Here is a 15744-nt window from a genome sequence, read left to right as displayed (position 1 = left end):
CATTCAGAACCTGCTGAATTCAGAAACCGCTGAAGCCGGTTGGTTTGTCTGCTGAAAGCGTCTCTGTTTTCTCCCCGTGGGAAGAGAATCTGATATCACGACTTTTAATTACAGTGATCTGGTCTTTCTGCGCGCCCTCCGGCAATGACATATTCCGCAGCGTGATGTCGTTGACACTATCGAAGACGAGCACAGAACGGGTATCAGGTGCTTCAAGCTGCAGGTTGATATTTTCAAGCGTTATGTCCTGTGCGTACCGCATGTACAAACCGGAAGCAGGCAATAACCCGAACATTGCAGGTTCAGGATAGGCTGCACGACGCTCCGGCACATCAAAAGGCGAATGTCGCGGTTCCTCTTCTTTCAGGGCAAAAAAGGCGCTGATGTGATCAGGTTTCTGAGCGAGCACATCTTCCCGCGTCAGTCCGCCGCCGGCGATCAGATACATATCTTTCAGGGTTACCTGAGACACCGGCGATTCCGGTAACCCCTGGATGATCACCGGAAAACGTCCGTCAGAATGACTTACCGTTACATCTTTAATCAGCACACGACGAATAGCACCCGGCGGCGTATTTTCCGGCCCGCGCATGCGTGCACCGTTATAAATAAAAATGGGAGAATTACTGACCCGGTTCATCACCAGACCGGATGCAACGACATCTTCAATAATGCCGCCGTCTACGGTTTCCAGCGCCAGACCGCGACTGTGATCAAACACCACATTACTGATAGCAATGCGTTTGAAACCACCGTTAGACTCGGTACCCAGCTTTATCCTGCCCGTTGCCCCGTCACCATCCGGTGCAGCGCCCTCCATTGGCTGATAAGTGCCATCAAGCATAGTACCCATGGCATAACCACTGACAATACTGTTGCTAATGGTCACATTTTCGGTAGCGATGGCTTTGCCCATCACATAGGAACTTTTCAACACGATAGCATCGTCATTGGGGCTGTTAACCACCACGTTGCTTATCCGCACGTTTTTACACACGTCTATATCAATGCCATCGCGGTTGGTATCGATGCGCAGATTATCGATGGTCAGGTTGTTAATGGCGGTGGCGAGGATCCCGAAGTGCCCGCCGCGATAAATACTGAAGTCCCGGAAAGTAATGTTCCGGCCGCCCTTTATCGCAATGGCTTTGTTACCCGGATTAACTGAAGGTGCCGGCCCCAGTGGCGGGTATAAGCCTTTCCACAGCCCCTTACCGTCAATCAGCCCGCTGCCGGAAATGGTGACATCGTGAATATTTTCGCCCCAGAGCAGGCTGTTTCTAAAATGACTGTGACCAAAATCCTGGTACTTATATTTTTCACCCCAGATATTGGGCTCAGGTTTCAGATATCCTTCGCTCTCATCCTGCGGTGTTGCAGCCAGCAGCGTCGCGCCATTCGCAAGGTGCATATCAACCTGACTTTTCAGCTCAACGCTGAAGCTCGCGTAAGTGCCGGGCGGAAAATACACCGTTCCCCCACCATCCCTGCTGGCAGCGATGATGGCAGCATTAATCGCATCTGTGTCCCTGCTTATACCGTCGCCAACGGCCCCGAAGTCTCTGACGTTATAGTACCCCTGCATGTCATGAGCCTGCACGTTCTGGATGAAACCGATTACCCAAAGTAAAAACAACTGAAAGAACACTCTGCGCATGTAACACTTCCGCCGGTAAATTTAAAAGCCACCATAAAAAATCATGCTAATGACAGAGCAAACTTATCGTCAATTGAAACTGCTGATGCAGCCTGTTACAACGGCTTAAATAATCAGAAACTTCCATATCTGAATATGTAGGGAGTACCTGCGCTTTTGTAAATGATTGCAGAGCGGCAGTCCCGCACGGGAATGTCTACAACGAATAGTCGAATACGTAACTATGCTCCCCACCCTCCCGAATGATTTTCATATCACCAGAAAGGCCAGATAACGCTTCTGTGCCGGAGTCCGGTACCACTTTTAAAATAAGGGAGTCTTTGCCCTTATCCATCACGCCGAAATGCTGCAAAGCAAATGAACCTGACTTTCCATTCAATGTTCCGGACACAATTTCTATTGCCACATATCCAGCAGAGCCGGGAACAGCTGTCATCAGGGATAACATTTCGCCCTTGCTTGTGGCACTGAGGGCACCGTGAAATGTTTTTTCTATGGTCATACGACCGGGATTCATCCCGTCTTTCGCTGTCATGAAGCCTTCAACCGGCTGTAACGACACATCAAATTTGCCCTGCACTTCCATTGTACTTTCTCCGTAATGAGTTAGAATGACACTGTATAACCATACAGCAACCTTAAGAAGTAGCAAGATGTATTCAAGGTCGAGAAGACAACGGGATGCGGATATCGACAACCGTATACTGCAAATCCACCGGGCAATTGCTGACAAGGTAATAAGTAATCCGGTGCTGCTCGCGCAGGCAGAAGAAACGCTGGAAGCCCGTTATCAGCAAAAGCTCCTGCGTTACGGCAGTTATCTTTTATGGCACAGCATGCTGGAATTAAAACATGACGCGGAAGCATTCAAAGCACAGTTACTCAGCGATGAGCCACGCTGGAATGCGTTACGAAGAAACACCATTTTTACCGGTGTGTTAACAGAGCAGGAAAGAGAAGTAGCGCTGGCGACTTTTGCCGCCAGCGGGAAATAGACAGGCTTATGCGCCTTTACGTAAATGGTCTGCTACCAGAAACGCCATTTCCAGTACCTGATCGGCGTTCAAACGCGGATCACACTGGGTTTTGTATGCCTGTTTCAGATCTTCATCTGAAATTTCATAAGCACCACCGGTACATTCGGTAACATGCTGACCTGTCATTTCCAAATGCACACCACCGGCATGAGTACCTTCAGCTTCGTGGGCTGCGAAGAACTGACGAATTTCGCTTAAAATCGCATCGAAGTTACGGGTTTTATAACCGCTTGATGCCGAGAACGTATTACCGTGCATCGGATCTGAACTCCATACCACGTTACGGCCTTCAGCTTTAACACGACGCAGTAAGCGCGGCAGGTTCGCTTCCAGCTTATCTGCGCCCATACGGGTAATGAAAGTGAGACGCCCCGGGTCATTGTCCGGGTTCAGCACGTCAATCAGTCTGATAAGCTCATCCTCATCCATCGTCGGACCAACTTTCACACCGATAGGGTTATGAATACCACGGAAAAACTCAACGTGGGCATGATCAAGCTGACGGGTACGCTCACCAATCCACACCATGTGGGCAGAACAGTTGTACGGTTTACCGGTTAACGTGTCGATACGGGTGAGAGACTGTTCGTAGTTAAGTAACAGTGCTTCATGCGATGTAAACAGGCTCGTTTCATGCAATGAAGGCGTGTTCAGCGCATTCAGACCAATCACCTTCATAAATTCCAGAGAATCCTGAATACGGCTGGCAATGTCAGAATAACGGTCTTTCAGCGGGTTATTCTCTAAAAACGCCATATTCCAGCGGTTAACTTCGTTTAAGTCAGCCAGACCGCCTTGAGCAAATGCGCGCAGCAGGTTTAGCGTAGCCGCACTGCGATGATAAGCATCCAGCAGACGGTTCGGATCAGGGCGACGGGCTTCTTCGGTAAACTCAAAGCTGTTGATGATATCGCCACGGTAACTGGGCAATGTCACACCATTAATCGTTTCGTAGTCAGAAGAGCGCGGTTTGGCGTACTGACCGGCCATGCGGGCAACTTTAGTGACAGGACAACGGCCGGCAAAAGTCATCACGATTGCCATTTGAAGCAAGACTTTAAACGTGTCACGGATCTTAGGCGCATTAAACTCGTCAAAAGACTCGGCACAGTCACCGCCCTGCAGTAAAAAACCTTTTCCCTGACACACATCACCAAGCTGACGGCGCAGCTCACGTGTCTCAGCAGCAAAAACCAGTGGCGGATATTTGCTTAATGTTTGCTCTACAAAAGCGACTTGTTCCTGATTATCGTATTCAGGTTGCTGCAGGATCGGTTTTGATCTCCAGCTGTCAGGTTGCCAGTTACTCACGCTTTCTCCTCATTGTTGGCAGCGATGGCACAGAAAAATTGATGTCCCCGGACGATACAACCGGTGCCGCTTCAACGGCATCAGTTCATGCATGTCTCTGTTGGTGTAGTCTGATTTGTGTAACGGGTTCAGCAGAAAGGTTGCGAAGTGCAATGATGAACCTGAATGTACTTTATCGCGTATCCTGCGGCCAATAAGGCTGACAGCTACGTCTTTATATGAAACACCTGGCGGGAGTCTACCACAATTCAACCGGTGCCGGAGGTTTCATCACAGAAATTTGGTGAGTTTTTTGCGATGGCTTATAACAGAGATGGCGAAGCAAATTTTTAGCGGGCGTTACAGCCCGCAATGACCTAACCGGCCGGCTTTTGTTGCTTCAGATGACGGATAAAACCATCCGATGCCTGCTCGATTAAATCCAGCACCAGTTCAAAACCCTGCTTCCCGCCGTAATACGGGTCCGGCACTTCCTTTTCATCGCCCGGGGTAAAGTCGAGAAAATAATGAATACGGTGCTGTTCTTCCTCAGGACTCACCTTCATCAGATTCTCATAGTTACTGGTGTCCATGGCCATGATGTAATCAAAATCAGTAAAATCTTTATCTTCTACACGGCGACATTTAATGCCTTTAAATGAATAGCCACGCTGCACACCCACTGATACCGAACGACCATCCGGCTGCTTTCCGATGTGATAACCGTGGGTACCGGCCGAATCAATTTTGAGGTCTAAACCTGCCGCTTTCGCTTTGTGACGAAAAACGGCCTCAGCCGTGGGTGAACGGCAAATATTGCCCAGACACACAAAAAGCACAGATGTTTTCTTTTTCGACTTAAACATGTCAATTTTCTTATTTTCTGCGGTATATCTGTCAAGCAACCAGTTATGACCGGCGCCCGGTTCAGACCCGCTGTACTACCCTAAGGAAAATCCTTTCCACAATTTCGCCGTATAGACTGCCATAATTTGCCCTGTGCATAAACGAATTCTTATCGTCGATGGTGTAAGCGGAGATTAAAGCAGGCCGCACATACAGCCTGCCTCCGGCATAAAAGCCGGACAACGTATGTTTACCAGCCGGTAGCTTTTTTATCTCTGAAAAACTGTCCGGAAGGACCATCCTTACCAAGTTGTCCCAGCCAGACGACGGTTTCAGCCCCCTGCTGTGGTGTTCGCGGTGCATCACGTCCTCCCATGCGGGTGTGTACCCAGCCCGGACACATGGCATTAATTTTAATATTCTTCTCGCCGGCCACCTGTGCGGCAAGGTGTTTTGTCAGTGCATTCAGCGCGGCTTTACTGACGGCATAGGCCAGCGGCCCTTCCATCCCTTCTGAAAAAGCGCCCCACCCCGATGAGACATTGACGATGCGACCATACCCCCTTTCACACATGCCGGGCAGAATTTGCTGAATCAATGTCAGCGGACCGTTTACATGCACCTGCATTGCCTCTTTCAGTGAATCAGAAGACACGTCCTGCCAGTCTTCTTTATGGAGTACACCGGCGTTATTTACCAGCACATCCACACCGCCATAAATGGCCTGAGCACGGATAATATTTTCTTTAGCTGCCGCTTCATTGGACAGGTTAATTTCTATTATCTGAATGTCTTTGCCGACAATGTCCTTCTTAATCTCTTCGCCGGCTTCTTCATCCCGGCAGCCAAGCAACACCTTGAAGCCCGCCTGCGCATAGCCACGAACGATTTCCAGGCCAATACCGCGGTTGCCGCCGGTTACCAGTACAGTTGAGGTCATAATGTCTCCTGTCATCCAGTGAATAAAGTCAGTTGTATTGTTGGGTACGCGCCACTACCGCCAAGGTTCAACCACGGTCCATGCAATCCCGTTCAGAACAGCCGTAAACCTCAGATGACAAGGAATTAATGATCAACATCAGTGCCGTACAGGTAAGCAATACAAATAATTTATTGAAACGGAATGCATTATGAGTCAACTATCAAATCGTGACAGCGTGCTTAAATGGCTGACAGAATTGTACGGCGAACAAAAGGAATACCTGCAGGCCGTTGAGGAGATTGTGGATCATGTCATGCCAGTCTCAAACGCGTCGGAAGCTTACAAACGCTATGACGTGGTCAGAAGACTCTGCGTGCCCGAGCGTATCATTCACTTCAATGTGCAGTGGATGAACGATGACGGCGGGGTCGAAATACACCGTGGATGGCGCATACAACACAACGGCCTGATTGGTCCATATAAAGGCGGCCTGCGCTTTCACCCCACCGTCAACGAGTCTGTTTTAAAATTCCTCGCCTTTGAACAATCCTTCAAAAATGCATTAACCGGCCTGCCCATGGGCGGCGCGAAGGGAGGCTCTGATTTCAATCCGAAAGGCAGAAGCGACACTGAAATCATGCGCTTTTGCCAGGCGTTCATGGCTGAATTGCAGCGTCATATCGGCCCGCAGACCGACGTGCCCGCCGGCGATATAAACGTCAGCAGCCGTGAAATCGGGTTCATGTACGGCCAGTACCGCCGTATCCACAATCAATTTGGCGGCACACTGACAGGAAAAGACATCTCATTCGGTGGCAGCCATGTGCGCACAGAAGCCACCGGGTTCGGCTTGATTTACATGTTGCAGGAAGTATTGGCTGCTCATGACGATAACCTCGAAGGCAAACGCACCGGTATCAGCGGCGCGGGCAATGTTGCGCTGCACGCTGCGCTGAAAGCCTGTGAATCCGGCGCTGTGGTAACAAGCCTGTCGAACAGCCGTGGTTGCCTGATAAAAGAGAACGGTTTGTCAAAGCAGGACATTCAGTTTGCTATTGAGCAGAAGCACAACTATGACAACATCCTCTTAGCCATCAGGGAGAAGAGTGGCGGAGAATGGCACGAAGGCAAAAAGCCATGGCATCATTCCGCTGATATCTGCCTGCCCTGCGCGACGCAAAATGAGCTGGATGAAGATGACGCTGATATGCTTTGCCGGAACGGCGTGAAGTATGTGCTGGAAGGTGCAAATATGCCGTGCACTGCTAACGCACAGAAAGTGTTTGCTGAACACCGTATTCCTTTCGTACCGGGTAAGGCTTCTAACGCCGGCGGCGTCGCATTGTCAGGCCTGGAAATGATGCAGAACGCCAGTTTTCGCAGAAGCAGTTATGACACACTGGATAAAGAACTGAAAAAAATCATGAAGCACATTCATGAGCAATGTGTGAAAGAAGGCCGTGAAGACGGTTTTACTGATTATGCAAAGGGCGCGAATATCGCCGCATTCAGACGTCTGGCAGATGCGATGGTTGCTCAGGGCCTGTAGTTCGTTAATAAGAGAAAAATCCCGGCGTGCTTGCCGGGATTTCCATAACGTCTGGCGATGATGTAAAGCGCTGTTAAAGTGGCAGACCTATGTAGTTTTCAGCAATAGTGGTCTGTGCTGCTTTTGAGCCGGCAATGTATTCCAGTTCCGCCACCTGCATTTTGCGATCAAACTCTCCGCTTTCAGGGAAACGGTGCATCAGCGTGGTGAGATACCATGAAAAACGTGACGACTTCCATACGCGGTTCAGCGCTTTTTCAGAGTAAAGGTTAATGCCATCAGATTGCTTTTCTTTGAAGTAACTGATTATTGCTGCCGACAAGTAGGTGATATCCGAAGATGCCAGATTGAGCCCTTTCGCGCCGGTGGGCGGCACGATATGCGCAGAATCTCCCGCCAGGAACAGGCTGCCGTGACGCATGCTGCCAAAAATAAATGAACGCAGTGGTGCAATGGATTTTTCGATTGAAGGTCCGGTCACCAGCTTTGAGGAGATCTCAGGACCCAGACGAACAGCCAGTTCATCCCAGAACCGTTCATCAGACCAGTCTTCCACCTTTTCATCCAGCCCTACCTGGATGTAATAGCGGCTGCGGGTAAGCGACCGCATTGAAGATAAGGCAAAACCGCGGTCGTGATTACTGTAAGCCACTTCGTGTGTGGCTGGCGGCACATCTGCCAGCACACCCAGCCAGCCGAATGGATAGACTTTTTCCACGTAGTTCGTGTTGCTTCCCGGCATGGCTTTACGGGAAGGCCCGTGGAAGCCATCACAACCGGCGATAAAACGACAATCGATACGATGAGGTTCGCCGTTTTTTGTATAAGTTACGCAGGGTGCTTCGGTTTCAATATTATGCAGAGCAACATCATCTGCATCGTATACCCGCATTACACCGCGACTGTCTGATGCGTCCATGAGATCTTTGGTAATTTCAGTCTGGCCGTAAACAACCACCTGGCTGCCGGTTAAACCCTTCACATCAATTTCAATGACCCTTTCGCCATCAGCGAGAATAACGCCGTCGTGAGGTAAACCTTCAGCTTTCAGTCTGCTGTCCAAACCGAGCTTTTCCATTACCTGTAAGGTGCACTGTTCAAGCACTCCGGCGCGGATACGGCTTAACACATAATCCGGTGATTTACGTTCTACGATGATACAGTTGATGCCTGCCTGAGTGAGCAGGTGGCCCAGCATCAGTCCCGACGGGCCTGCACCGATAATAGCGACATCAGTTTTGGTGGTATTCATTTTCTTCTTCCGGCAAAGGGCTAAATTGTTAACCTATCGTGAATGAATTTAACACCTGCGTTTAGTCACTATTCCCGCAATCAATTGTACTTTTTCGTCAAATTAACATTTGACATACCGTTGAACAGCGTAAAGAAATCGAAAAGAAAAGAACACAAAGACCATTCCGGTAGTCAGTTAAGAATACCTTAAGCCCAACCGGAACAAACTATGGTAAAGAAACAATCGATTAAGCGCTGTGTCATTTTTGTAGCAGGGTTCAGTGCACTTGCCGCCTGCGCAGCGGAACGGGAAGAAAGGCCTTCAATCCCTCAGGAAGCATTTGACGCCTGTGCATCTTCATCAGAGGGTGACAGTTGCTCCATGAGCGGCCGGGATGGTGAGACAGTGTCAGGCCAGTGTGTGGCACCGCCATCCGGACCAGACGAAGACACTTCATCAGAAGAACTGGCCTGCCGGCCTGATAATATGGGTGAGCCTCCTGGCCGGAGACCGCCTCAGGGACAATTCTGAGTGGTAATACAGTTGTAAACCTTCACTCATCCATGCCACCGTTTCCCCTCAAACTGTGTTCTGTTTGAGGGGAAATCAGTTACAGAATATGAAAAGTAACCGCGCCGTTCCGGTTTTATTCCTCTCTCCCTTTCCAAAAAGTTATTTGTACACCACACTAAACACAGGGTTCGTGTTCGCGTATCATCTTTTAAAATCAAAAAATTCAATTTCCGGAGTGACCATGCCTGCTCATGTGCTGATGCTCAGCAGTTCCCGTGTGGGAGACGAAGACTATCTCGCCCACGCCAAACCCATGATCCTTTCTCATTTAGGTGACAAACGGGACGTGCTGTTTATTCCTTACGCCGGTGTGACAGTATCTTTTGACGAGTACACGGCAAAAGTACAGGCTGCTTTACCTGAATGCCGGGTTACCGGGTTACATACATTTGAGCATCCGGCACAAGCAGTAACAGAAGCCATTCAGGCAGGCAAAGCAATATTAACCGGCGGTGGTAATACCTTTAATTTGCTGGCAAATCTGTATAAAAACTCGCTTATTGCGCCTATATGCCTGGCCATTGAATCAGGCGTTCCCTACATCGGCTGGAGTGCCGGTTCAAATATTTGCGGTGCTACCATCAGAACCACCAATGACATGCCTATTATCGAGCCGCCGTCGTTTGACGCCCTTGCGCTGCTTCCTTGTCAGTTGAATCCGCATTATTCTGATTACCACCCGCCGGGTTTTAACGGGGAAACCCGCGATCAACGTCTTGCTGAATTCACGAAGCTGAATCCGGATACAGCTGTACTGGCAATACGTGAAGGCACTGCGCTTGAGCTGTCTAAAGGTAAACTGACATTTAAAGGGGAATATGGCGGTTTTGTATTCTCAGGAAAACAAAAAACCGCCATTAAAGACGGTGATGACTTAAGCCAGTTTCTGCACCGTTGATACCAGGTCTGCTACCGTATTCTCATCTGCGCCGAAAGGAATTTCGGCCAGCATGGGAGCATGCAACACGGCTTTAAGTGTCGCCAGATTTTCATCGTATACCGGCATATCAGCAGACAACTGATTCGCCACCCAGCCTTTAATGTTCAGGCCGTCATTCAAAATGGCTTCACAGGTGAGTACGGCATGATTCAGACATCCCAGCCGCATGCCCACTACCACAATAACATCCAGCTTAAGTGCCTGAACGATTTGTGGCATCCAGAGACCATTGCCTAACGGTAACCGCCAGCCACCGGCCCCTTCCATGAGCATAAAGTCAGGGTGCATCCCTGCCAGATGTTCGTACCCTTTAATCAGATCTTCTTTTTCTATTTTTAAACCCGCCTGTTCTGCAGCAATATGCGGTGCGACAGGTGGTTCAAGGGTCACCGGGTTCACTTCCTGAAGTGATACGGGTAACGATGAGGCCGCATGTAAAGCTCTTGCATCTTCGTTGCTGAGCGCGCCGTCAATGACTTCACATCCGGCAGAGACTGGCTTGTACCCCACAGAGGAAAGTCCGGATTGCGCCGCAGCCTGTAAAAATAAAGACGACACAAAGGTTTTACCCACTTCTGTGTCGGTACCGGTAACAAAATAAGCATGCATAAATTAGCGTTCCAGCGATATCTGTAATACGTGATAAGTGAGGGGCAGCGTACCGGCCGGGGCGGTACAGAAAGCCTTTTCCAACGCTTTCAGTGAATTGCGGGTGAAAGAATGTTGTGCGTGTCCGCTGTCTGATAAGCCAGCACCGGCTTTAGTAATTGAATGCAGCAGACTGCGTATTCCGTCAAAGTGCTCTGTATACGTTTCAACCGTACTTTTCACTACTTGAAAGCCAGCCTGACAGGCTGCTTTTTCCCACACCAGTGACTGAGGTAAAGTGTTTACGGATTCAGGCAACCCCGCCACTGAACGGGCCTGAATAAGCTCGTGAAAAGAACCGGCAACCATAATGGCTAACTGCGCTCTGCCCCCGGGTTTAAGCACCCTGGCAATTTCCGGCATAGCCCTGGCAGGATCATCACTCCACTGCAACGCCATTGAGGAAAATACCGCATCAAATTGCTGTGCAGGAAAAGGCAGGGCATCCGCATCACCTTCTTTGAATGTCAGAGACGGATAATCCCGCCGCGCCTTTTGGAGCATATCTGCGGCAATATCGAGACCGGTGACCTGAGCACCGTTTTTCGCCAGCAACACGGTTTCCCGCCCTGTGGCGCAGCCGATATCAAGCACCCTGCTGCCCGGTTCAACGTGCAACAAACTGCGGGCATGGGCAGCGATACGGGCCTGAACTCCTGCCACCTGATTATATGAATGAGCAGCACGGTCAAAGCAAGCAGCAATCGCCTGTTTGCGGGTTACGGCTGTTTCAGCGGTTTTTGAAGCGGGTTGATTCACACCGCCTCCATAGCCAGCATTAATGCATCCACCAGCACGCTGATATCCCGGGCACTGTGTTGAGCAGTAATGGTGATCCGCAATCTGTCAGCCCCTTTCGGCACTGTCGGATAACGTATTGCCGGTACCCATATTCCACGTTGTTTCAGCGCTTCTGACAGCGCCAGCGCCTTATGAGGATCGCCGCACATCACAGGCTGAATGGCACCGACAGATTCAGTTAACTGAAGGCCCTGCGCCAGAGCAAGCGAACGAAACGTCGCAATATTCTCATGTAACGTTTTACGCTCGTCACCCGTTGATATGGCCGTAAGCGAATACAAGGTAGCAATAGCCTGAGAGGCCGGCAGCGCGGTGGAGTAAATATAGTGCCTGGCGTGATTGACCAGATAATCAATAAAGGCCTGACTGCCGGCAACGAAGGCACCGGCTGTACCCACCGCCTTACCGAATGTGCCCATCAGTACCGGCAAATCCTGCTGTGTAAGCTGATAGTGCTCTGCCACACCGAAACCATTTTCGCCCAGTACGCCAAATCCATGGGCGTCATCCAGCATCAACCACGCGCCGCTGTCACGACTTTGTGAAACAAGTCCTTTAACCGGTGCGCTGTCTCCGTCCATGCTGAAAATACTTTCACTGGCGATAAGGGTATCGCCGGATAAACCGGATAGTAGTATTTCGCAGTGCGCTAAATCGTTATGACGGAAACGCTTGAATTCAGCTTTGCTGGCAAGCACGCCGTCAATGAATGAAGCGTGCATATATTTGTCGGCCAGTACGTTGCCACCATTTTGAAACAGTGCCTGACAGATGGCCTGATTCGCTGCAAAGCCGGAATTAAACAGCAGTACCGCTTCACGCTGAAGATGCTCTTCAAGATAGGCTTCAAGGGCCGCATGGGCCTGTGTGTAGCCTGTCACTAACGGAGACGCGCCGCTGCCACCACCAAACTGGGCTAAGCCTTCTACCCAGCTTTGCAGCACACCCGGATGCTGACGCATGCCCAGATAATCGTTACTGGCAAAGTTCAGATAGTGCTCGCCGGCTATACAAATAATGCCGTCTTTTTCATATTCCACACAATGCCGGCGACGCAAGTAACCGGCATCCTGCTTTTTCTGAAGCTCAGCATTGATAAAATCAAATGCCATCAGGCCTCCGCAGGCGCGGTTTTACGGGGCGCGGTGGCATCGTAAAACAAGTCAGCCGGCGCTGATTGCGCGGCAATTTCTTCCTGCAATGCCTGCTCATGAGCTTCATCAGAGAACTCGCGGGTACGCTCAGCGTTAATGCCCAGCTTGCGGAATAACAACACGTCTTCGTGGGTATCCGGGTTAGAGGTTGTCAGCAGCTTGCAACCGTAAAAAATAGAGTTGGCACCGGCCATAAAACACAGCGCCTGCATCTGTTCATTCATGTTTTCACGGCCGGCGGACAAACGCACGTGTGAGGCAGGCATCATGATGCGTGCGACCGCAATGGTCCGGATAAATTCGAATGGTTCGAGATCGTCCACTTTATCCAGCGGCGTTCCTTCTACTTTCACCAGCATATTGATAGGAACACTTTGCGGCTGTTCCGGCAGATTAGCCAGTTGCATCAGCAGGCTTGCACGGTCTTCTGCAGATTCCCCCATGCCCACAATACCGCCGGAACATACATTCATGCCGGCATCACGCACATTCTGCAAGGTATTAAGACGGTCGTCGTAGGTACGGGTTGTAATGATGTCACCGTAAAACTCAGGGGAAGTATCCAGATTGTGGTTGTAATAATCCAGACCGGCCTGCTTCAGTGCCACAGCCTGCTCGCGGGTAAGCATACCCAGCGTCATACAGGTCTCCAGACCAAGCTTTTTCACTTCAGACACCATCTGTGTGACATAAGGCATATCGCGGTCACGGGGGTTACGCCAGGCAGCTCCCATACAGAAACGGGTGGATCCGGTGGCTTTCGCTTCTTTAGCGCGCTGAATCACTTTTTCAATTTCCAGTAAGCGCTCTTTTTCTAATCCGGTATCATAGCGTGCGCTTTGCGGGCAGTATTTGCAGTCTTCCGGGCACGCGCCGGTTTTAATTGATAATAACGTGCTCACCTGCACTTCGTTCGGATCGAAATACTGACGGTGAACAGTTTGGGCTTTGAACAGTAAGTCATTAAATGGCAATGCGAAAAGTGCCTTAACTTCGGCTTTGGTCCAGTCATGGCGAATGTCTGCCTGATGTTGTGGTGCGTTGGACGCGATGGTCATGCCCTATCCTTTACTAATGAGAAATGCTGGCTTAGTCTATGCCTGGTTACAGAGTTGTCAACTCTGACCATTTTCAAACCTTTACCAATGGTTACATTTTGAGCAATATTGAGTTTGATCGCCAGCATATCTGGCACCCTTATACGTCTGCCGTCTCCCCCCTGCCCTGTTTTGAGGTGACCGGAGCTGACGGCGTAGAAATTACTCTGGCCACCGGTGAGAACCTGGTCGACGGTATGTCGAGCTGGTGGGCAGCCATCCATGGCTACAATCATCCGGTATTGAACAACGCAGCCAAACAGCAAATCGACAAGTTTTCCCATGTCATGTTTGGCGGTCTGACCCATGACCCGGCGGTATCACTTTGCCGCACGCTGCTTGATATGGCACCCGACGGCATGAACCGGGTCTTTCTGGCCGACTCCGGCTCAGTTTCCGTTGAAGTGGCACTGAAAATGGCCTTGCAGTACTGGGCCTGTCAGGGGCGTCAGGAAAAGCACCGGATTATCGCGCCCCGCAATGGTTATCACGGCGATACCTTCGCCGCCATGTCGGTATGCGATCCGGTAAACGGGATGCACAGCTTATTCTCCGGTGTACTCAGCAAACAGGTGTTTGCGCCGGCCCCGCAAACCCGGTTTGATCAGACCTTCAGTGAAGATGATATTTTGCCGCTGCAGGAATTATTTGAACGCCATCATCATGAATTAGCCGCTCTCATCATTGAGCCGGTGGTTCAGGGTGCCGGTGGCATGCGGATTTATCATCCGGAGTACCTGAAACGCTGCCGTCAATTGTGTGATGCCTACGATGTGCTGCTTATCTGTGATGAGATAGCCACGGGATTTGGCCGTACCGGAAAACTGTTCGGCTGTGACCATGCACATATCAGCCCGGATATCATGTGCGTAGGCAAAGCGCTCACCGGGGGTTATCTGACACTCGCTGCAACATTATGCTCAGAAGATGTGGCACAAGGTGTGTGCCAGGGAGAACCCGGCGTATTCATGCACGGCCCGACATACATGGGTAACCCGCTGGCCTGTGCTGTAGCGAATGCCAGTCTGTCACTGATTAATGAAGGGCACTGGCAAAAACAGGTAGCCGGCATTGAATCACAACTGAAAGCCAGCCTGCCAAATTGCAAAGCGCTTCCCGGTGTGGCTGACGTGCGGGTGCTGGGTGCAATCGGTGTGGTTGAAATGAAACAACCGGTCAATGTGGCCATACTGCAGAAGCATTTCGTCGAAAAAGGGATCTGGATCCGGCCTTTCGGTAAACTGGTTTATATCATGCCACCGTACATAATCACTGAAAGTCAACTTGAAAGACTGACAACGGGCATTTATGACACCTTAGCCAGTCTGTAAAACAAAGGATGAACAATGCAGTTGATGGCCCGGGTAATTGATAAAATTCTGTTCGCAGGACTCTTCATCGCTGCATTGCAGGTTCCCATTCTGGCGGATCATTACCGCCAGTATCTCTCAGGCTACTACGATGCCACCAGAGAACAGGTCATAGAGCTGGAAAATCTGGCCAGACAATTCAATTTCAGTTCTGTAGATGCGTTAATAGAAAGCCTGCGGAATAACGCCGATGGCGTGGTGCAGCAGGACGCTGAAAATAAAGCCGCGCTGCAAGCGAAACTGGAAGAAGCAGACAATGGCATAAAAACCCTCTCCACCGGCAACTACTTTGAGCAGGCCCGCTATATGTTTGCCCCCGCAAGGAAAGATACTTTATTCAGAGTGCTGGATAATTTTGCGCCGTCCATCCCCCTGACACCGGCGGCCATTGTATTCAGTCTGATTGTTGCCATTGCATTGAACATTCTTGTGGTCTCGCCTCTTTGGGCCGGTCGCCGGGTGTATCACTGGCGTCAGGCGAGAAAGGCGCGGGTCCGGTTCAGTTAAGATAAGCATCAGGGACCCCGTGAAAAGTTAAGCAGTTAGCACCGCTTCTGGCTGCTGTGTTTCATATTTGACAAAAAAATCAGGTATCCGTCGCGCAAAAGTAAGCACTGTGGTTTGCT

At 50.3% G+C, this 15744-nt stretch carries 16 protein-coding genes; 6 read left to right on the top strand and 10 right to left on the bottom strand.

Features of this window, described 5'->3' with window-relative positions; all coding sequences use genetic code 11:
• Nucleotides 1–19 precede the first annotated feature (19 nt).
• Nucleotides 20–1657, bottom strand: a complete 1638-nt coding sequence (locus ACXAGR_RS15245) for a rhamnogalacturonidase (protein ID WP_474851150.1) — start codon at nt 1655–1657, stop codon at nt 20–22.
• A 196-nt stretch (nt 1658–1853) separates the two neighbouring features.
• Nucleotides 1854–2243 carry a DUF3224 domain-containing protein gene (locus ACXAGR_RS15240; protein ID WP_303574944.1) on the bottom strand — a complete coding sequence of 130 codons (390 nt, stop codon included), beginning with the start codon at nt 2241–2243 and terminating at the stop codon, nt 1854–1856.
• Nucleotides 2244–2268: 25 nt separating this feature from the next.
• Here ACXAGR_RS15240 and ACXAGR_RS15235 point away from each other — a divergent pair, with 25 nt between their 5' ends.
• A complete protein-coding gene (locus ACXAGR_RS15235; protein WP_474851149.1) occupies nt 2269–2652 on the top strand; it encodes a hypothetical protein in 384 nt (127 codons plus the stop codon).
• Between the two features lie 6 nt (nt 2653–2658).
• Here ACXAGR_RS15235 and ACXAGR_RS15230 read toward each other — a convergent pair whose 3' ends face one another.
• The 3 genes from ACXAGR_RS15230 to ACXAGR_RS15220 all read right to left on the bottom strand — a co-directional run bounded on the left by ACXAGR_RS15230 (nt 2659) and on the right by ACXAGR_RS15220 (nt 5770).
• Nucleotides 2659–4005 (bottom strand): class II 3-deoxy-7-phosphoheptulonate synthase, encoded by a 1347-nt coding sequence (locus ACXAGR_RS15230; protein WP_474851148.1) that lies wholly within the window; start codon nt 4003–4005, stop codon nt 2659–2661.
• 356 nt (nt 4006–4361) lie between these two features.
• The gene (locus ACXAGR_RS15225; RefSeq protein WP_474851147.1) at nt 4362–4850 is read right to left on the bottom strand and encodes a low molecular weight protein-tyrosine-phosphatase; all 489 of its coding nucleotides are present in this window, start codon (nt 4848–4850) and stop codon (nt 4362–4364) included.
• 230 nt (nt 4851–5080) lie between these two features.
• Nucleotides 5081–5770, bottom strand: coding sequence for an SDR family NAD(P)-dependent oxidoreductase (locus tag ACXAGR_RS15220; protein ID WP_474851146.1), 690 nt, complete (start codon nt 5768–5770; stop codon nt 5081–5083).
• 190 nt (nt 5771–5960) lie between these two features.
• On the opposite strand from ACXAGR_RS15220, the gene gdhA reads away from it, so the two are divergent.
• Nucleotides 5961–7301, top strand: a complete 1341-nt coding sequence (gdhA, locus tag ACXAGR_RS15215; protein ID WP_474851145.1) for an NADP-specific glutamate dehydrogenase — start codon at nt 5961–5963, stop codon at nt 7299–7301.
• Nucleotides 7302–7374: 73 nt separating this feature from the next.
• Here gdhA and pobA read toward each other — a convergent pair whose 3' ends face one another.
• Entirely contained in the window at nt 7375–8553 is a 1179-nt protein-coding gene (gene pobA / locus ACXAGR_RS15210) for a 4-hydroxybenzoate 3-monooxygenase (RefSeq protein ID WP_474844829.1), read from the bottom strand.
• Between the two features lie 210 nt (nt 8554–8763).
• Between pobA and ACXAGR_RS15205 the strand changes: the two genes are divergently transcribed.
• Nucleotides 8764–9066, top strand: a complete 303-nt coding sequence (locus tag ACXAGR_RS15205) for a hypothetical protein (RefSeq protein ID WP_474844828.1) — start codon at nt 8764–8766, stop codon at nt 9064–9066.
• Between the two features lie 223 nt (nt 9067–9289).
• Nucleotides 9290–10006 (top strand): dipeptidase PepE, encoded by a 717-nt coding sequence (gene pepE, locus ACXAGR_RS15200; RefSeq protein WP_474844827.1) that lies wholly within the window; start codon nt 9290–9292, stop codon nt 10004–10006.
• Here the strand turns inward: pepE and bioD are convergent.
• Genes bioD through bioB form a run of 4 tightly spaced genes read right to left on the bottom strand, consistent with a single transcriptional unit; the run spans nt 9983 to nt 13709 of the window.
• Complete coding sequence (gene bioD / locus ACXAGR_RS15195) at nt 9983–10657, bottom strand: dethiobiotin synthase (RefSeq protein WP_474851144.1); 675 nt, start codon at nt 10655–10657, stop codon at nt 9983–9985. The two genes, pepE and bioD, sit on opposite strands and share 24 nt — an antisense overlap.
• Before the next feature lie 3 nt (nt 10658–10660).
• Nucleotides 10661–11455, bottom strand: coding sequence for a methyltransferase domain-containing protein (locus ACXAGR_RS15190; protein ID WP_474851143.1), 795 nt, complete (start codon nt 11453–11455; stop codon nt 10661–10663).
• Nucleotides 11452–12609 carry an aminotransferase class I/II-fold pyridoxal phosphate-dependent enzyme gene (locus tag ACXAGR_RS15185; RefSeq protein WP_474844824.1) on the bottom strand — a complete coding sequence of 386 codons (1158 nt, stop codon included), beginning with the start codon at nt 12607–12609 and terminating at the stop codon, nt 11452–11454. Before ACXAGR_RS15185 ends, ACXAGR_RS15190 begins: the two co-directional genes overlap by 4 nt.
• Nucleotides 12609–13709, bottom strand: a complete 1101-nt coding sequence (gene bioB, locus ACXAGR_RS15180) for a biotin synthase BioB (RefSeq protein ID WP_119500846.1) — start codon at nt 13707–13709, stop codon at nt 12609–12611. The genes ACXAGR_RS15185 and bioB overlap by 1 nt, the downstream gene beginning before the upstream one ends.
• Before the next feature lie 98 nt (nt 13710–13807).
• Here bioB and bioA point away from each other — a divergent pair, with 98 nt between their 5' ends.
• A complete protein-coding gene (bioA, locus tag ACXAGR_RS15175) occupies nt 13808–15079 on the top strand; it encodes an adenosylmethionine--8-amino-7-oxononanoate transaminase (RefSeq protein ID WP_474844851.1) in 1272 nt (423 codons plus the stop codon).
• A gap of 15 nt (nt 15080–15094) precedes the next feature.
• Entirely contained in the window at nt 15095–15625 is a 531-nt protein-coding gene (locus ACXAGR_RS15170) for a DUF2937 family protein (protein ID WP_474844823.1), read from the top strand.
• Nucleotides 15626–15744: the final 119 nt, after the last annotated feature.

Source organism: Alteromonas sp. ABH4_457, assembly GCF_056160625.1.
The sequence above is the reverse complement of the archived record's forward strand: the minus strand, read 5'-3'. Positions and strand labels throughout refer to the sequence as shown.